General features: G+C 75.5%; 11 protein-coding genes. 4 read left to right on the plus strand and 7 right to left on the minus strand.

Translation table 11 applies throughout. The annotated features are described in order from the left end of the window. Positions 1-22: 22 nt before the first annotated feature. On the plus strand, positions 23-592 hold the full coding sequence (locus ACYVDA_RS00795; RefSeq protein ID WP_460813850.1) for a GNAT family N-acetyltransferase: 570 nt from the start codon (positions 23-25) through the stop codon (positions 590-592). Here the strand turns inward: ACYVDA_RS00795 and betC are convergent. The 5 genes from betC to ACYVDA_RS00820 are packed head-to-tail and all read right to left on the minus strand — an operon-like array spanning position 589 to position 12,434. Further along, positions 589-2,196 carry a choline-sulfatase gene (gene betC, locus ACYVDA_RS00800; RefSeq protein WP_460813854.1) on the minus strand — a complete coding sequence of 536 codons (1,608 nt, stop codon included), beginning with the start codon at positions 2,194-2,196 and terminating at the stop codon, positions 589-591. The two genes, ACYVDA_RS00795 and betC, sit on opposite strands and share 4 nt — an antisense overlap. 33 nt (positions 2,197-2,229) lie before the next feature. After that, the gene (gene recD, locus ACYVDA_RS00805) at positions 2,230-4,020 is read right to left on the minus strand and encodes an exodeoxyribonuclease V subunit alpha (protein WP_460813857.1); all 1,791 of its coding nucleotides are present in this window, start codon (positions 4,018-4,020) and stop codon (positions 2,230-2,232) included. Next, complete coding sequence (locus ACYVDA_RS00810) at positions 4,017-7,382, minus strand: UvrD-helicase domain-containing protein (protein WP_460813859.1); 3,366 nt, start codon at positions 7,380-7,382, stop codon at positions 4,017-4,019. The genes recD and ACYVDA_RS00810 overlap by 4 nt, the downstream gene beginning before the upstream one ends. Continuing rightward, on the minus strand, positions 7,382-10,732 hold the full coding sequence (recC, locus tag ACYVDA_RS00815) for an exodeoxyribonuclease V subunit gamma (protein ID WP_460813861.1): 3,351 nt from the start codon (positions 10,730-10,732) through the stop codon (positions 7,382-7,384). Before recC ends, ACYVDA_RS00810 begins: the two co-directional genes overlap by 1 nt. A 49-nt stretch (positions 10,733-10,781) precedes the next feature. Further along, positions 10,782-12,434, minus strand: a complete 1,653-nt coding sequence (locus ACYVDA_RS00820; protein ID WP_460813864.1) for an FAD-binding dehydrogenase — start codon at positions 12,432-12,434, stop codon at positions 10,782-10,784. A gap of 49 nt (positions 12,435-12,483) precedes the next feature. On the opposite strand from ACYVDA_RS00820, the gene ACYVDA_RS00825 reads away from it, so the two are divergent. Next, positions 12,484-12,975, plus strand: coding sequence for a PH domain-containing protein (locus tag ACYVDA_RS00825; protein ID WP_460813867.1), 492 nt, complete (start codon positions 12,484-12,486; stop codon positions 12,973-12,975). Continuing rightward, the gene (locus ACYVDA_RS00830) at positions 12,972-14,612 is read left to right on the plus strand and encodes a PH domain-containing protein (RefSeq protein ID WP_460813869.1); all 1,641 of its coding nucleotides are present in this window, start codon (positions 12,972-12,974) and stop codon (positions 14,610-14,612) included. Before ACYVDA_RS00825 ends, ACYVDA_RS00830 begins: the two co-directional genes overlap by 4 nt. 7 nt (positions 14,613-14,619) lie before the next feature. On the opposite strand, the gene ACYVDA_RS00835 is transcribed toward ACYVDA_RS00830, so the two are convergent. Both ACYVDA_RS00835 and ACYVDA_RS00840 read right to left on the minus strand, forming a co-directional pair. Continuing rightward, complete coding sequence (locus tag ACYVDA_RS00835) at positions 14,620-15,381, minus strand: SDR family oxidoreductase (RefSeq protein ID WP_460813871.1); 762 nt, start codon at positions 15,379-15,381, stop codon at positions 14,620-14,622. Positions 15,382-15,705: 324 nt separating this feature from the next. Then, the gene (locus ACYVDA_RS00840) at positions 15,706-16,140 is read right to left on the minus strand and encodes a MarR family winged helix-turn-helix transcriptional regulator (RefSeq protein ID WP_460813872.1); all 435 of its coding nucleotides are present in this window, start codon (positions 16,138-16,140) and stop codon (positions 15,706-15,708) included. 100 nt (positions 16,141-16,240) lie between these two features. On the opposite strand from ACYVDA_RS00840, the gene ACYVDA_RS00845 reads away from it, so the two are divergent. Continuing rightward, positions 16,241-18,283: an MMPL family transporter gene (locus tag ACYVDA_RS00845; RefSeq protein WP_460813875.1), complete on the plus strand. Its 2,043-nt coding sequence runs from the start codon at positions 16,241-16,243 to the stop codon at positions 18,281-18,283. The last annotated feature ends 77 nt before the right edge of the window (positions 18,284-18,360 follow it).

Here is an 18,360-nt window from a genome sequence, read left to right on the forward strand (position 1 = left end):
CGCTGGTGCCTAGCCTGGGGTCGTGACCACACGACCGACCTGGCCCGTGCACACCGAGCGGCTCCTGCTGCGCCCCCCGGAGGACGCCGACGTCGAGCGCCTGCTGTCCTTCCGCACCCGTCCCGAGGTGACGCACTGGCTGATCCGGCCACGCATCGACCCGACGACGTACGCCGCCGAGCTGCTGCGCGCGACCCGCGAGGGTGACGACCACGACGTCGTGGCGGTCCTGGGCGAGGAGATCGTCGGGACCGGGTGGCTGGGGGTGCGCGACGGCCTGGTGCAGGACGTCGGCGCGACGGACCTGCCGCGCGAGGGCCGCCTGGGCTACGCCCTGGACCCGGCGTACGTCGGTCGCGGCCTGGCCACCGAGATGGCCCGGGCCCTGCTCGACGTGGCGTTCGGGCAGCTGGGGCTGCGACGGGTCACGGCCGGCTGCTACGCCGACAACCTCGCCTCCTGGCGCGTCATGGAGAAGCTGGGGATGCGCCGCGAGCAGCACGGCGTGGCCGACTCCTGGCACGCCGAGCTCGGCTGGGTCGACGGCTTCACCTACGCCGTGCTGCGCGAGGAGTGGCCGACCGGCCGCTAGGAGGCGGCGCCGGGGTCCAGGAAGCCGTCGGGGACGGCCGTGACGCGGGGGAACCGGGACCGCCGCTCGACCTCGTTGAGGTCGAGGTGGTTGCGCATGTACAGCTGCCGCCCGTCGTACGGCGGGTTGTACTCCCACGGCGTCACCGTGCCCTGGCGCAGGGCGTGGCCGATCAGCCGACGGCGCGCCTGGTCGGCCAGCACGTCGGCGTGCACCGCGTCGAGGTCCCAGCGCTCGTCGACCTCGGCCCGCAGCTCGCGCACCTGCCGCGAGAAGTGCGGGTCGGTGGCCAGGTTGACCCGCTCGTCGGGGTCGGCGGCGAGGTCGTAGAGCTGGTCGGGGTCGACCGGGGAGTGCACGAACTTCCAGGACCCGCGGCGGATCATCACGATCGGCGCGATCGCCCCCTCCCCCATGTACTCCCCGACGACCTCGCGCTCCACCGGTTCGGCGCCCTCGACCGGCCGCCCCGACGGGTCGCGGCACAGGTCGAGCAGGGAGCGGCCCGGGAGCGGGTCGGTCGGCTGGGGCACCCCGTCGCCGGCCAGCTCCACCAACGTGGGCAGCAGGTCGACCAGGGAGACCGGAGCGGCGACCCGGCCCGGCGCGAAGCGCGCGGGGTTGTGCACGATCAGCGGCACCCGGGCGGAGCCCTCGAAGAAGTTCATCTTGTACCAGAGCCCACGCTCGCCGAGCATGTCGCCGTGGTCGGCCAGCACGATCACGACGGTGTCGTCCGCGACGCCCAGGCCGTCGAGCGTCGAGGTCAGCCGGTCGGTCCACTCGTCGAGGTAGGTCAGGTTGCCGTAGTAGGCCCGGCGGGCCCGGCGCACGTCCCGGTCGGTGATCTCGACGTCCTCCATCGCGCTGACGTGGCGCAGCCGCGCGGTGTGCGGGTCGAGCTCGACGTCCCCGGCGGCGATGCGGGGGAGCGGGATGTCGACCCCGTCGTAGGCGTCCCAGAACCGCTTGCGGGTGACGTAGGGGTCGTGGGGGTGGGTGAAGGAGACCACCAGCATCCACGGCCGCTCGTCCTCGTCGCGGGCGAGCTCGTGCAGCGCACGCACGCCGGAGTGGCCGACCTCGTCGTCGAAGAGCAGCTGGTTGGTCACCTCGGCGACCCCGGCCTGGGTCACGGCGTCCATGTTGTGGAACCACCAGTCGACCCGCTCGTCGGGCTGGAGCCAGTCGGGCGTCCAGCCGAAGTCGGCGGGGTAGATGTCGGTCGTGCGCCGCTCCTCGAAGCCGTGCAGCTGGTCCGGCCCGACGAAGTGCATCTTGCCGTCGAGCACGGTGCGGTAGCCGGCCGAGCGCAGGTGGTGGGCGAAGGTCGGCACCGTGCTGGCGAGGTACGCCGCGTTGTCGTAGCCGCGGGTGGCCGACGGCAGCTGGCCGGTCATGAAGCAGTAGCGCGCCGGGGTGCACAGCGGGCTGTTGGAGTACGCCGCGTCGAAGACCACCCCGGTGCGGGCCAGCCGGTCGATCGTGGGCGTCTTGACGGTCCGGTTGCCGTAGCAGCCGAGGGCTTCGGGGGCGACCTGGTCGAACATCACGACCAGGACGTTGGGTCGTTGCGGCGAAGCCGCGTCCTGCTGCACGGTCACCTCCGCAGTGTGGGGCCCGACCCCGCCCGGGCGCTACCCCACGAAGGCACCATCCGGTGCGGCGGCCAGCGCGGAGCGGAGCCGCTCGCGCAGACCGCTGGCGCGCTGGACCTCGCGGCCCACCGCCGCCCGGATCGAGGCCTCGGTGCCGACGATCCGCACCCGCTCCTGGGCGCGGGTGACCGCGGTGTAGAACAGCTCGCGGGTCAGCAGCCGGGACTCCTCGTCGGGCAGCACGACGCTGACCGTGCCGGCCTGGGAGCCCTGGGACTTGTGGACGGTCATCGCGTGCACCGTCTCGACCCCCGACAGCCGGGTGGTGGCGAACTCGCGCAGCCGCGACCCGACCCGCACGACGACCCGCAGGCGCCCGTCGGGGAGCCGGACGCAGGCCCCCATGTCGCCGTTGTTGAGCAGCTGGTCGTAGTCGTTGGCGGTGACCAGGATCGGGCGACCGGCGTACCACTCGTCGTAGTGGGTGACGCCCGTGCGCTCGGCGACCAGCCGCTCGACCTGGCGGTTCCACCCGGTCACGCCGTAGGGGCCCTCGCGGTGGGCGCACAGCAGCCGGTGCTCGGCGAGCACGTCGAGGGCGTCGTCCTCGCGGCCCTCCTCGGCGGCGAGCCGGAGCCGGGTGGCGACGTCGGCGACCTGCGCCCGGAACGTCGTCATCTGCTCCTCGTCGTCGGCCTCGACGTGGACGACCTCGTCGGAGCCCGCGCCCAGCTCGGCCATCACCGCATCGCCGTCGCCCTCGCGCAGCGCCTGTGCCAGCCGCCCGATGTGCTCGCCGAACCGGTGGGTGTGCAGCAGCGAGCTGACCGGGGAGTCGGCCACCCCGTCGAAGCCGGCCACCAGGTCGGCCAGCACCGCCCCGGCCTCGACCGAGGCGAGCTGGTCGGGGTCGCCGACCAGGACGAGCCGGGCGTCGGGACGGACCGCCTCGAGCAGGCGGGCCATCATCGTCAGGGAGACCATCGAGGTCTCGTCGACCACGATCACGTCGTGCGGCAGCCGGTTGGCGCGGTGGTGCCGGAACCGGACGCTGCTGTCGGGGCGCCACCCGAGCAGCCGGTGCAGGGTGGAGCTGCCCAGGCCGGCCAGGCGCTGCTGGTCGACCGGCTCGAGGCGGGTGGTGGCCTCCTGCACCGCCTCCTCGAGGCGGGCCGCCGCCTTGCCCGTCGGGGCGCTGAGGGCCATCCGCGGCGGCTGGCCGTGGGTGCGCTCGTGCTGCTCGGCGACCAGGGCGAGGAGGCCGGCGACGGTGGTGGTCTTGCCGGTGCCCGGGCCGCCGGTGAGCACGGTCGTCCAGCGGGTGGCGGCCGAGCGCACGGCGGCGCGCTGCTCGTCGTACCCCGCGGAGGGGAACACCCGCAGCACCCCCGCGTCGAGCAGCGACTCGTCGAGCTCGGGCGGGGGGCGGCGCAGCCGGGTGACGAGGTCGTCGCAGACCTGGCCCTCCTCGCGCCAGTAGCGGTCGAGGTAGAGCCGGGTGCCCACCAGCCGCAGCAGCTCCTGGGCGACCAGGGGGCTGGCGGCCACGGCCGCGACCCAGCCGGCCGGCTCGGGCCAGGGCAGCGGGTCGTCGTGCTCCAGCGGGAGCTCGCTGATCGAGGCGAGGTCGACGCAGACCGAGCCGGCCCGGACCGCCCGGACGGCCAGGGCCGCGGCCAGCAGCACCCGCTCGTCGGCCTCGCCGAGGAGGCCGCCCAGCCGGGTGGCGACGTGGACGTCGGCGGCCACCAGCACCTCGCCGACGTTGAAGGTGTGCAGCAGACCGGTGGCGCCCAGGGCCAGCCGGTGGTCGCGGGGGTCCTCGATCACGCGGTCCTCCCGGTGACGTGCAGGCCCGCGAGCAGGTCGGAGAGCTCGACGACCAGCGCCGCCGGGGGCTGCCAGGCGAACACCCCGCACGGCTGCCCGTCGACCTCGGGGGTCTCGGGTCCGCACATGCCGCGCACGTAGAGGTACAGGATGCCGCCCAGGTGCACGCCCGCGTCGTACGCCGACCCCAGTCGCCACCGCAGGTAGCGGTGCAGCACGACGGAGTAGAGCAGCGCCTGGAGCGGGTAGTGGCTGTGCAGCATCGCCTCGGTCATCAGGGCCGGGGTGTAGTCGAGGGCGCTGAGCGGCTCGCCCACCCCGGCGAGGCGGTCACCCAGCCGGTTGGTCTTGTAGTCGACGACCAGGAACCGCCCGTCGACGCGCAGGACGACGTCGATCGAGCCGCTGAGGTAGCCGCGCAGGGCCTGCTCGCCGAGCGACGGCGACTCCAGCCGGTCGGCGTAGGCCCTCATGGGGTCGGCCGGGTCGAGGTGGGCGCGCAGGCTCGCCGCCATCGCCCGCAGGGGCACCTCGCCGAGGGGGTGCTCGCCCCCGGCCAGCGGGAACTCGAAGTCGAGCTCGCGCAGCCGGTCGCCCAGACCGATCTCGGCCAGGGTGCGTCCGCTCGCCAGCGGCCCCAGCGAGGTGTGCTGCATCGGCAGCAGGGCCTCGGCGATGGCGTCGGTGGGCGCGTCGACCGACCACCAGCGGCGCTGCTCGACCACCCGGGCCGTCAGCTCGGCCAGCAGGTCCGGGGCCTGGGGGTCGGCGTGCTCCAGGACCCCGTGCACCAGGGAGCCGAACGTCGCCCCGGCGGGCAGTCCGTCCATCGGCGAGGGCAGGTCGCCGACCCGATCAGGCGTCGGTGGGGCCACCACGGCCGCGACGTCGTCCTCGGGCCCCGCGACCTCGTCGACCGTCCCCTCCACCTCGGGCTCGCTGTCGACACCGGCGGTGCTGCGCTGCTCCTCGGCCCGGATCAGCCCGGAGTAGGACGTCCGGCGCCACTCCGTGTCGACCTCGCGGTCGAACCGACGCACCGACAGGGCGGGGGGAGCTCCCCGGGGCGGCACCGGAGCGGCGCGGCGCAGCACCGAGGCCTCCAGGTGGAGGGCGCCGTGCTGCTGCCACTGCGAGAGCCGCGCCAGGGCGTCGGCCTCGCTCGGGACCGGGACGAAGTCGGGCGCGCCGCCCGCGCCCGGCTCACGGCCCATCAGCAGGCGGGTCAGGCCCGCGTTGCCGGCGTCGGCGGTCGCGCCCCACCACACCACGACCTGCGACTGGGCCCGGGTGAGCGCGACGTAGGTCAGGCGCAGCTCCTCCCCGGCCGCCTCCGCCTTGGCCTGCGCGGTGTGCCGGGACCCGGGTCCGCCGACGTCCAGGGTGCGACGGCGCGACTCGTCGTGGAACAGCGGGACCGTCTCCTGGGGCACCCACTTGTTGAAGACCAGGGGCAGGTGGACCACGGGGTACTGCAGGCCCTTGCTGGCGTGGATGGTCACGAGCTGCACGGCGTGGGCGTCGGTGTCCAGGCGCCGGGTGCGCTCCCTGCTGTCCACGGCCGCCCGGCGCTCGCTGCGCAGCCACTCAAGGAGGCCGGGGAGGCCGAGCCGCTCGCGGTGGGAGACCTCGTGCAGGACCTGCCCCAGGTGCGTCAGGTCGGTCAGGAGCCGCTCGCCGTCGGGACGGGCCAGCACCCGCGCAGCGAGGCCGTCGGTGACGACCGCCTCGTGCACGGCGGCGATGCCGCGGGCCCGCGCGAGGTCGAGCCAGCGGCGCACGCGCTCGGCGGTGCGGTCGGTGAGGTCCTCGCCCCCCGCGTCCAGCTCCTCGGCGGTGTGGCCGACGAAGGGGGTCAGCGCCACGGCGCGCACGCGACCGGGGCGGTGCGGCTGGTCGAGGGCCTCCAGGAGGGTCAGCCAGGCGGTGCCGGCCTCGGTGAGCAGGACGCTGCTGCCGCCGCTGACCACCGAGGGGATGCCGCGCTCGGCCAGGGCCGCCTGGAACAGGGCGGCGTGGTTCAGGCTGTAGATCAGCACCGCGACGTCGCCGGCCCCCACCGGCCGGGCACCGTCGGCGCCCTCGAAGGTCGCGCCGGAGGTCAGCAGCCGCGCCACGTCGTCGGCGAGGTCCTGGGCGATGTGCTCCCGCGCCGCTCCGATCGGGATCGTGCCCGACCGGGTCAGGCTGAAGTCCTCGCCGCGCAGCACCCGCACGCGCACCGGCGCGGGCTCGGGGGCGCCCCGGAGGCGGGTGCCGGCGTGCGACGCCTCCACCGGCCGTACGCCGATGCGGTCGTCGCCGAGCGTCGCGCCCCCCAGCAGGCGGCCGAGCGCGTCGACCAGGGGCCCGTCGCTGCGCCAGTTGACCGCGAGCGTGCGCCGGGAGGCCGCGCCGTCGGCCGCCTCGAGGTAGGTCACCACGTCACCGCCGCGGAAGGCGTAGATGGCCTGCTTGGGGTCCCCGATCAGGACCATCGTCGCGTGACCGCTGAAGGCTCGGTCCAGGACCGCCCACTGCACCGGGTCGGTGTCCTGGAACTCGTCGACGAGCACGATCCGCCACCGCTGCCGCATCCGCTCCCGGGCCGGGGAGCCCTCGGCCTCGAGCGCGGCCGCGAGCCGGCTCAGCAGGTCGTCGTAGGACAGCACGCCGCGCAGCCGCTTGCGCCGGTCGACCTCCGCGCGCACGGTGCGGGCGAACGAGGCGCGCAGGTCCCGCGCGGTGCCGGGGTCGGTCGCCGCGATCGCGGCCTGCGGGTCGCGGACGACCGCGCGCGCCAGGGCCAGGGCCTCGTCGCGCTTGAAGGGCGGGGCGCCGGTGCCGTGGCCGAAGGAGCGCAGGTAGACGTCGTCGACGACCTCGACCACCAGCTCGTCGAGGTTGTCGACCAGCTCGGCGCCCGAGTCGGTGTCGCCGGCCACCCCGAGCGAGCGCAGGACCAGCTGGCAGAACTGGTGGGTGGTGGCGATGGTGGCCGAGTCGAAGTCGGCCAGGGCTGCCCGCACCCGGGCCCGACGCCGGGCGACCTCGGCGTCGGGGACCCGGGCCAGCAGCCCGCAGACGTCGTCGCGGGAGCGGGCGGCCACGGGGTCGGCGAGCGCACGCTCGGCGGCCACCAGCTGCTCGCGCACTCGCTCGCGCAACTCCTGGCTGGCGGCCCGGCCGAAGGTGATGACCAGCATCTCCTCCAGCCGCGCGTGGCCCTCGGCGACGTAGCGCGCCACCAGCGCACCCACGGCGTGGGTCTTGCCGGTGCCGGCGCTGGCCTCGAGCAGCGTGGTGCCGCTCGGCAGGTCGCCCAGCAGGTCGAAGGCGGCCGGGTCCACGGTGGCCGGGTCGACGGGGATCGGCTGCTCCATCAGCGGGCCCTCTCCATCAGCGGCACCCAGAGCCGGCACGCCAGGGCACCCAGCCGGGTGGCCTGGTCGGCCACCTCCTCGCCGGGGCGCGGACGGGCGGCGAGCAGCGTCTCGAGCGGGGCGCCGGGGCCCCAGACGTAGACGTGGGCGGGGTCCTCGTTCTCGTTGCCGAACCTGCCCCGGGACCACTCCTGGTCGGCGCGGTAGCGGGCGTTGGCCGGGTTGCGGCGGGCGGTGGCCCAGGTGTGGCCGGTCTTGAGCGGCAGCGGCAGCGGCTCACTCATCCCGGCGTCGTAGAGGGTCACGAGGTCGCGCAGCAGGTCGTCGGCGCCCTCGACGGAGGCGAACGCCGTGCGGGCCACCGGCCCGTCGTCGCGGCCCCGGCCACGGCCGACGGCACCCGCGCTCCACGGACGACCCGGACGGGAGGCGCACAGGGCCAGCAGCGGCACCCAGGCGTCGAGCAGGTGCTTGGGCCCCAGACGGGAGAAGCTCACCTTGACGATGCGGTCGCGGTGCAGGTCGGTGACGGTGCCGCGCAGGCGCCGGCCGTGCCCCAGGTCGACGTCGACGTCGACTGCCGAGGCCGGGACGCCCTGGGTGATCGACTCGACCACCTCGGCGACGGGGACCGCCTCGTCGACGATCTTCTGCGCCAGGCGCCAGCCGAGCAGGCCGGGTGGCAGCACGCCGCGGCGCCACTCCTTGCCCAGGGCCTGCTCACGCCCGCGGCCGGCCAGCAGGTCGCGCAGCATCCGGTCGCCGACCCCCCACTGGGCCAGGCCGTCGAGCTCGACCGGCAGGCCGTCGTGGACCTCGTCGGCCTCCTCGACCAGGGCCACCTCGAGACGGCGGCGCAGGAACTCCTTGACCGGGTGCTTGAGGAAGGAGACCAGCGAGGCCAGCTCGACGTCGCCGGGTCGCACGGGCAGCGCCAGCTCGCCCAGGGACGGCGGCGCCACCCGGGGGCGCGTCGTCGCGCGGGCCCCGGCCAGGGCGCCGGCGTCGAAGGAGAACGGCCCCGCGGCGTCGCCCGGGTCGAGGTTGCGGGCGTCGAAGGCCTGCAGCGGGTGGCGCCGCACGACGTGGTCCCGGCCGCCCGCGGCCGTCGCGTCGAGGGTGTCGAGCAGCTCCCCCAACGGGACGGCGGGCGGGCGGGGAGCGCCGGTCGTCTCGTCGGCGCCGGTGTAGGTCACCACGAGGTGGTCGGTGGCCGCGAGGATCGCGTCGAGCATCAGCTGCCGGTCCTCGCTGCGGGGGTCCCGCTCCCCGGTGAACGGCCGCCGGGCCAGCACGTCGTCGCCGTCGACCGCGCCCGCCCGCGGGAAGACGCCGTCGTCGAGACCCAGCAGGCACACGACCCGGTGCGGCACCGACCGCATCGGCACCAGGGTGGCCACGGTCAGCGTGCCGGTGCGGAAGTTGGCGCGCGTGGGGCGACCGGCGAGGCGCTCGCGCATCAGGGCGCGCACGTCGGGCAGGCGCAGGTCGAGCTCGGCCCCTGCCGTGGCCGCCAGCGTGGCCGCGAGCTCGCGGTGCACCTGCGCGGTCTGCCACTCGTCGTCGCGCGCCACGGCGGTCAGCTCCTCGACGCCCTCGCCGATGGCCTCGAGCCAGTGCCCCACCGGGTGGCTGCCGGTGAGGGCGTCGGTGACCCGCTGGAGCCGGTCGAGCAGCTCGGCCAGTCGCCCGGCGAGGTCGATGGTCGTGCTGCCGACGTCGTCCAGCGGCAGGGTCGTGCCGAAGAAGCGGTCCGCGTCGTCGCTGACCGCCACCCCGGCCAGGACCCGGTCCAGGCCGAAGCGCCAGGTGTTCTGCACGTAGCGCTCCAGCCCGTACGGCGCCCGGTGCGCCTCGTCGAAGGCCCAGCGCACCCCGGCCTTCTCGACCCAGCCCGTGATCGTCTCGAGGTCGTTGTCGGAGAACCGGAAGCGTCGCCGGACGGCGTCGGTGGCGACCAGGTCGAGCACCCGGCTGGCCTCGGCGCGCCCGCCCGCGAGGTCCAGGAGCTGGCCCACCACGGCCAGCAGCGGGTTGGTCTGGGTCAGCGACCGGTCGGCCAGCCGCACCCGGAGCTGGTGGCCGGGGTGACCGGCGCCGGCGCCGGCGCCGGAGGACACCGTGCCCATGCCGAAGGCGGCCGAGACCAGCGGGGCGTAGGCCTCGATGTCGGGGCACATCACCAGGATGTCGCGCGGCTCGAGGGTGGGGTCGTCGGCCAGCAGCCCGAGCAGCACCTCGCGCAGGACCTCGACCTGGCGCGCCTCCCCGTGGCAGGCGTGCACCTGGACGCTCCGGTCCGTGGGCTCGAGCGCCCGGGCGGCCGCGACCGCCGGGTCGGGCGCACGGTCGGCGGCGAGGTCGTCCTGGAGCCAGCCGAGCAGGGTGCCGGGGGGTCGCGGCGGGCTGACCGGGTCGACGTCGGGACCGACCCCGACCCCCGCCGCCACACCGGCCCCGCGCAGGGTCCGCTGCAGCTCGCGCACGTCGCGCCCCAGCGAGGCCAGCAGCGGGTGGGCGACCAGGTCCTGGGAGGTGTCCTCGGCACGCGGGACCGCGCCCGCGAGGTCGGCCAGCTCGCGCCACTGCACCGGCGAGGGGTGCGGCAGCCACAGGTGCACCTCGCGGTGCCGCCCCAGGGCCGCGAGCAGCTCGACCTCGGTGACCGGGATCCGGGTGTGGCCGAAGAGCGAGAACCGGTCCGGGAGGTCGAGGGAGCCCGGGTCGGCCTCCAGCCGCACGCACACCGCGGCGTGCCGCCGACCCGGCGAGGCGACCCCGACGGCCGCGACCAGGCGGCGCCACAGCTCGGCCTGCCAGGTCAGGTCGGGGGCCAGCGCCGAGCCGGCCCCGTCGGTGTCGCGACCGGCCTCCCACTCCGCGAGCAGCGCGGGGCGCTGGGTGGCGTAGGAGGCGAACAGGCGGGCCAGGCGACGGGCGACGGCGTACCTCCGGCCGCGGCGCAGCTCCCCCTCCTCGCCCTCCTGGCCGTGGCCCAGGTGGAGGCTCAGGGCGTGGCACCAGGGCTCGCCGGCGTGGGCGTCGACGACCCCCAGCAGCGGCCAGACCAGGGCGTCGGGCGCCCACGGGTCGTCGTCGGTCGTCCCGGTGATCTCGGCGACCAGGCTGGCCGGGGAGCGGAACGCCACGCCGGCGCAGACGCCGTCCTCCTGGCCCGGCGCGTGGCCCAGGCGGTGGGAGAGCCGCTGGCTGAGCCACCGCTCCACGCCCCTGGCCGGCACCAGCACCAGCTCCTGCGCGAACGGGTCTGGCAGGGGGTCGCGCAGCAGGTCGGCGAGGCCCTCGACCAGCTGGTCGGCCCGCTCCGCCCGGTGCACCCTCAACGCCACGCCGGCCACCCTAGGGGCCGGCACCGACAGCTCCGGACGCGCCGGCCCGTCAGACCACCGCGGCTGCCGCGGCCCGCCCGGCGGTGCGGCCCGAGAACAGGCAGCCACCCAGGAAGGTGCCCTCCAGGGCGTTGTAGCCGTGCACGCCCCCGCCGCCGAAGCCTGCGACCTCGCCGGCGGCGTACAGGCCCGGGAAGGGCTCGCCGCCGGGGCGCAGGACCCGGGCGTCGAGGTCGGTGTGCAGGCCGCCGAGGGTCTTGCGGGACAAGATGTTGAGCCGGACCGCGATCAGCGGCCCGTTGGCGGGGTCGAGGAACTTGTGCGGGGACGCGGTGCGGATCAGCTTGTCGCCGCGGTAGGCCCGGTGCCCGCGCAGGAACGTGATCTGGGCGTCCTTCGAGAAGGGGTTGTCCAGCTGCCGGTCGCGCTCGACCATCACCCGACGCAGGCCCTCCTCGGTGATCAGCTCCCCGTCGCCGACGCGGTTCATGCCCGCGACCAGCTCGGTCAGGGTGTCGGCGACCACGAAGTCCTCGCCGTGCTGCTTGAACTTCTCGATCGGGCCCGGGGCGCCGGGGCGCACGCGGGAGAGCAGCAGCTTGACGTCCTTGCCGGTCAGGTCGGGGTTCTGCTCCGAGCCCGAGAGCGCGAACTCCTTCTCGATCACCTTCTGGGTCAGCACGAACCACGAGTAGTCGTAGCCGGTGCGCCCGATCGCGCCCAGCGTGCCGAGGGAGTCGAAGCCCGGGAGGTACGGCGCGGGGAAGCGCTCGCCGGTCGCCGAGAGCCACAGCGACGACGGGCCGGGGAGGATCCGGATGCCGTGGTTGGCCCAGATCGGGTCCCAGTTGCGGATGCCCTCGGTGTAGTGCCACATCCGGTCGGGGTTGATGACCTCGCCGCCGGCCCGCTCGGTGATGCCCAGCATCCGCCCGTCGACGTGGGCCGGGACGCCCGAGACCATCCGCTTGGGCGGGTTCCCGAGCCGGTCCACGGGCCAGTTGGCGCGCACGAGGTCGTGGTCGGCGCCGATGCCCCCCGAGGTGACCACGACGGCCTGCGCGGAGAGCTCGAACTCGCCGACCTCGTCGCGGTTGGAGGCGGCGCCGCGCACGGCGTCGTCGGGCGCCAGGAGGGCACCGCGCACGCCGGTCACCGCGCCGTCGGTGGTGACCAGGTCGTCGACCCGGTGCCGGAAGGCCAGGGTCACCAGACCGGCGGCGACGTGCTCGCGGACGCGCCGCTCGAACGGGTCGACCACGCCCGGACCGGTGCCCCAGGTGAGGTGGAAGCGCGGGACCGAGTTGCCGTGGCCGCCGGCGCGACCGTCGCCGCGCTCGGCCCAGCCCACGACCGGGAAGATCCGCAGTCCCTGGTCGTGCAGCCACTGCCGCTTCTCGCCCGCGGCGAACGCGACGTAGGCCTCGGCCCAGCGCCGGGGCCAGTGGTCGCTCTCCCGGTCGAACTGCGCGCTGCCCATCCAGTCGGCCAGCGCGAGCTCGTAGGAGTCCTTGACGCCCATCCGCCGCTGCTCCGGGCTGTCGACCAGGAACAGCCCGCCCAGGGACCAGAAGGCCTGGCCGCCGAGGTTCTGCTCCGGCTCCTGGTCCACGACCACCACCCGTCGACCGGCGTCGGCGATCTCGGCGGCAGCGGCGAGACCGGCGAGACCGGCCCCCACGACGATGACGTCTGCGTCCATGACGGCGATCCTGGCACGCCGGGTGACAGGCTGGCGGCGTGATCGTCCCGTGAGCGACCCGACGCTGTCCCTGCGCGACCCCGAGCACCGCGTGTCCACCCGGGCACCGGTCGTCTGGGCGGCCTCCGCGCTGGTGGCCGACCTGGTCGTGCTCGCCGGCCTGGTCGTCGCGCAGGGGTTCGGCTGGTGGGACGTGCCCTGGTGGGCGTGGACGGCGTACGCCGTGGGGCTGGTCGTGCACGTCGGCGTCGTCCCGCTCGTGCGCTACCGGGTGCACCGCTGGGAGAGCACGGCGACGGCCGTCATCACCCGCACCGGCTGGCTGACCCAGGAGGTGCGGGTCGCCCCGATGTCGCGCGTCCAGACCGTCGACCTCGAGCAGGGCGTCGTCGAGCGGGTGTGCCGGCTGGCCTCAGTCACGGTCACCACCGCCTCGGCGGCCGGCCCGCTGAGGATCCAGGGCGTCGACCTGCCCGTCGCCCGCCGCCTGGTCGAGGACCTCACCCGGCGGGCCGGCGCCGAGCCCGGCGACGCGACGTGAGCGAGACCGGGCGGCCGGTCGGGACCGCCGGCGCCGCTCACCCCGGCGAGCCCGGCGAGCCCGGCGAGCCCGGCACGACGCTCCCCGAGACCCCGTGGCGCCGCCTGGACCGCCGGATGCTGCTGGTGCACCCGGTCGCCGAGCTGGTGCGCTACCTGCCCGCGCTGATCGGCGTCTTCGTCCTCGGCGGCAGCAACGACGGCGGCGGCGGGCCCGCCTGGTGGCAGGTCGGCAGCGTCGCCGTGCCGGTCCTGCTCGGCCTGCTGCGCTGGGCGACGACCCGCTTCCGGGTCACCGACGCGCGCGTGGAGCTGCGCCGCGGCCTCCTGCGCCGCGCCCAGCTCAGCGCCCGCGTCGACCGGGTGCGCGCGGTCGAGCTGACCGCGACCCCGGTCCACCGGCTGCTCGGGCTGTCCCGGGTCGAGATCGGGGTGGGCAGCACGACCTCGGAGGACACCGGCTTCGTCCTCGACGGCCTGGGGCACGCGGAGGCCGCAGCGCTGCGGTCGGCGCTGCTCGGTCGCGCGGCGGGCAGGGCGGACGCGTCCCCGCTCCCGGGGACCGCACCCGCCGCGGGCGACACGGGCCACGCGGGCCACACGGGCACGGACGGGCGTCCCGGAGCGGCGTACGGCGCGGGCGCGCCCGCCGAGGAGGTGCTGCTGCGGCTGGACCCGACCTGGGCGAGGTACGCGCCGCTCACCGCCTCGGGCAACGTCGTGGTGATCGGGCTGCTCGCCGGGGCCGGCCAGCTCGGCGACCGGGTCGGTGCCGAGGCCCTGCGCGGCGCCGGCGTCCTGGACCTGCTGGGGGCCGCCTCCGTGCCGGTCCTTGTGCTGCTCGCGCTCGGGACGCTGCTGGTGGCGGGGGCGGTGGTGGCGGTCCTGGGCTACCTGGTGACCAACTTCGGCCTGACGCTGTCGCGCGACGCCGCGGCCGGCAGCTTCCACGTGCGCCGCGGCCTGCTCACCCGCACCGAGACCAGCCTCGACGAGGACCGGGTGCGCGGGCTCGAGGTCGGTGAGCCGCTCGGGCTCCGCCTGGCCGGTGCGGCCCGGCTGGGCGCGATCAGCACCGGCCTGGACCGCAAGCAGTCCACCGGTGGCCAGCTGGTGCCGCCCGCGCCCCGCGGCCACTCCGACGTCGTCGGCGGCGCCCTGCTCGGCGACGCCGACCCGCTGCGGCTGGCGCTCGCGGCCCACGGCCCGGCGGCCCGCCGCCGACGCTGGCTGCGCGCCCTGGTGGGCGCCGCCGTCGTACCCCTGGGCCTGCTGGCCGCCCACCGGCTCCTCGACCTGCCGGTGTGGCCGGCGGTGGTGGGCCTGCTCGCGCTCCCCGCGGGGGCGTTCCTGGCCCACGACCGCTACGCCCGGCTGGGCCACGGGCTGACCCGGGACCACCTCGTCGTCCGCTCGGGCAGCCTCCGGGCCCGCCGCGACGTGCTCCAGCTCAGCGGCATCATCGGCTGGACCGTGCGGCAGACCTGGTTCCAGCGACGCGTCGGGCTGGCCACCGTGGTCGCGACCACCGCGGCCGGACGTCAGGCCTACGTCGTCCTCGACGTGCCGCTCGGCACGGCCGTCGCCCTGGCCCACGAGGCGACCCCGGAGCTGGTGGCGCCGTTCCTGGCGGGGTGAGCCCCGGTCAGACCAGGCGCTTGAGCACCGGCAGCGGGGCGTGCTTCATCACCAGGCTCATCGGCGCCCAGGGCAGCGGCGGCACGCAGGCGGAGTCCTTCTCCTTCTCGATGGCGTCGACCATCGCGCGCACGCCCTTCTCGGTGGAGACCATCAGCGGGGTGCCCGAGGCGTTCCCGTCGTTCATCTCCGAGGCGATGTAGCCCGGGTAGATCACGCTCACCTTGATCGCGGTCCCCTGGAGCTCGAAGCGCAGGCCCTCGGCGAGGTGGGCCACGCCGGCCTTGGTGGCGGCGTACGTCGTCATCGCCCTCGGCATCCCCCGCATCGCCGACATCGAGCTGATCATCACGAAGTGGCCGGCGCCCTGGTCGCGGAAGGCCTCCATCGCGGCCTCGGACTGGGTCAGCGCGCCCACGAAGTTGGTCATGGCGGTCTCGCGGTTCGCGTCCGCGCGCCCGGTCCCGATCGGCGCCCCCTTGCCGAGCCCGGCGTTCACGACCACCCGGTCCAGGGTGCCGAGGTCCTCGCGGAAGCCGCGGAACGCCCCGAAGACGGCGTCGGGGTCGGTCACGTCCATCGCCCGCACGAGCACCCGCCGCTCGGGGTGGCGGTCGAGGATCTCGGTGCGCAGCTCCTCGAGCCGGTCCAGCCGTCGGGCGGCCAGGGCCAGGTCGTGTCCGCGCGCCGCCAGCTGGCGGGCCATCTCGGCCCCCAGCCCGCTGCTGGCGCCGGTGATCAGGACGTTGGTGCGCGTGGGCTTGGCCATCGGGCCATCCTGCCAAGGGGTCGGCTCCGGGCTCGCAGGGGACCGGCCGGGCGTCCGGTTTCCCAGGTGATGAACCCGAGCTGCCTCCTCACCCACGAAGCGTCGTGGGCAGAGAGGCAGCTTCGTGCGGGGAGTACGCCGTGACCCGGCGGCCAGATGGCCACGTGCCCCGACCGCGACGGCCGCGACCCGCGGCAGGGCCCTGCCGACCGCGGCGACCAGCGCGCGACCCGGTGACACCACCACGCCCCCCGTCGGCGCTGCGCCCTGCCGGTCAGGTCGCTCGGCCACATCGTGCCACCGGAGGACGCCGGGGGCGCCGGCTCAGACCAGCGTGCGCATCGCCCGGACGGCGCCGGCGAGGAACGCGTCCACCGCGACCCGGTCGGTGGCGGACAGCGCGGCGTCGATCTCGGCGAGCTCGCGGAACATCGGCATCAGGTGGCCCACGACCTCGGCCCGGCCCGACTCGCTGATCGTGACCGACGTGCGCCGGCCGTCGCTGGCGTGGCTGGCCCGCTGGGCGTGGCCGCGGGTCTCGAGCCGGTCGATGATCCCGGACGCGGCGGCGGAGCTGACGCCCAGCACGCGACCCAGCTCGCCGGGGCCCATCGGGCGGTCCATCAGGTTCTCCAGCGCGCGCAGCTCGTTGTGGGTGAGCCCGGCCTTGCGGGCGACCGAGGGCGCGAGCTGCTCGGAGAGGCGGGTGAGCTCGCGCAGCAGCGACAGGGTCGCGCTCTCCCGGAGTCCCCCGGGCACGTCCGGCCGAGTGGTGCCCCGGCCGTCGGGGGTGCTAGATTCACTCACCAGATTGCTCACTTAGTTAGTCATCTCCTGAACTACGAAGGAAGTGTACGCCGTGGCCGCACTGCAGCGACTCATCGTCGGACGGGCCAGCGCCCTGGTCGGGCTGGTCCTCCTCGGCTTCGGCATCCTGCTCGTCGCCGGCGTCGGCCAGGCCACCCACACCACCCGGGTCGACGACGCCCTGCCCTCGGGCGCGGACAGCACGACCGCGGCCCTGATCGCGGAGAAGCTCCCCGCCCAGGACGCCTCGAGCGCCGTCGTGCTGTTCACCGGCGACGTCGGGGGGAGCCGGCTCGCGGCCCTGCAGACGGCGGTCAGCAAGCTCGACGTGAAGGGCGTCTCGAGCCCCGGCGGCCCCGGCAGCAAGGTCGTGCTGGTCCCGAGCAAGGACCAGGAGGCCGCGATCAGCGTCCTGACCGTCGACGCGCCCGGCTCGACGGCCAACGCCGCCGCCGTGAAGGACCTGCGCGCCCAGCTCGACCGGCTCGTCCCCGACGGGGTGAAGGCCCAGGTCACCGGGCCCTCCGCGGTCCAGGCCGACCTCGCGGCGGTCTTCGACGGCGCCGACTTCAAGCTGCTCGGGGCCACCGCCGGGGTGGTCGCGCTGCTGCTGATCATCACCTACCGCAGCCCGGTGCTCTGGATCGTGCCGCTCGTGGTCGTGGGCGTCGCCGACCAGGCCGCGTCCGTGCTGGCCACCCACACGCTGGCCGGTCTCGGGGTGCCCTGGGACGAGTCGACGACCGGGATCCTCTCGGTGCTGGTCTTCGGTGCCGGCACCGACTACGCGCTGCTGCTGATCTCGCGCTACCGCGACGAGCTGCGCTCCCGCGCCGACCGGCGCGAGGCCATGCGGGTGGCCCTGGTCCGCACCAGCCACGCCGTCCTGGCCAGCGCGACCACGGTCGTGCTCGGCGTGCTCTGCCTGTCGCTCTCGCTGGTCCCGACCACGCGCGGCCTCGGCATCGCCTGCGCCGTCGGCATCGTGGTGGCCGCCTTCTTCGCCCTGGTCGCGCTGCCCGCCGTGCTGGTCCTCTTCGGCCGCTGGGTGTTCTGGCCGCGGATCCCCCACGAGGGCACGGCGTCGCTGGCCGAGGGACGGTCGCTCTGGCGCCGGGTGGGCGACGCGGTGGCCCGGCGTACGACGGTGTTCGTGGTCGGCACCCTCGCCCTCCTCGCCGTCCTCGCGGTCGGCCTGCTCCCCACCCGCCTGGGCCTGCCCACCTCCGAGCAGTTCCTGCGCCAGCCCGAGGCGATCGCGGCCTCCAACGAGCTCGGGAAGCACTTCCCCGCCGGCAGCTCCGACCCCGCCTCGGTCCTCACCCGCTCCCCCGGCACGGCCACCACCGCGCTGGAGCGGGTCGACGGCGTGGACTCCGTGCGCACCCAGGGCCGGGGCGGCGGCTGGACCGAGCTGTCCGTCGTGCTCGACGACCCGCCGGACAGCGACGCCGCCCAGGCCACCGTGGGCCGCATGCGCGCCGCGCTGGACGACGCCGGCGCCCGCAGCCACGTGGGCGGCACGGCGGCCCAGGCCGTCGACGAGGGCTCGGGCGCCACCCGTGACCGCTGGGTGATCTTCCCACTGGTCCTGGTGCTCGTCCTCGGCGCGCTGGTGCTCCTGCTGCGCTCCCTGGTCGCGCCGGTGCTGCTGGTGCTGACGGTCCTGGGCACGTACGTCGCCGCCCTCGGCGTGAGCTGGTGGCTGTTCTCCGGCGTCTTCGGGTTCAGCGGGGTCAGCGTCGGGATGCCGCTGCTGGCGTTCCTGTTCCTGGTCGCGCTGGGCGTGGACTACAACATCTTCCTCGTGACGCGGGCCTGGGAGGAGACCCACGAGCACGGCTCCCACGACGGGATGCTGCGCGCGCTCGCGGTCACCGGCGGCGTGATCACCAGCGCCGGCATCCTGCTCGCGGCGGTCTTCGCGGTCCTCGGCGTGCTGCCGCTGGTCGTCCTGGCCCAGCTCGGCGTGGTCATCTGCGTCGGGGTCCTCCTGGACACCCTGGTCGTCCGCACCGTCCTCGTCCCCGCCCTGGCGCTGCTGCTGGGCGACCGGTTCTGGTGGCCCAGGAAGGTCCCGGCCCGGGCGACCTGACCCTGGCCGAGGCCCCGCGGCCCTGCGGGCGCCGAGTGCCACCTCAGGGTCGTCCCAGAGCCCCGTCTCCGACCCTG

This window comes from Nocardioides korecus, from assembly GCF_054778395.1.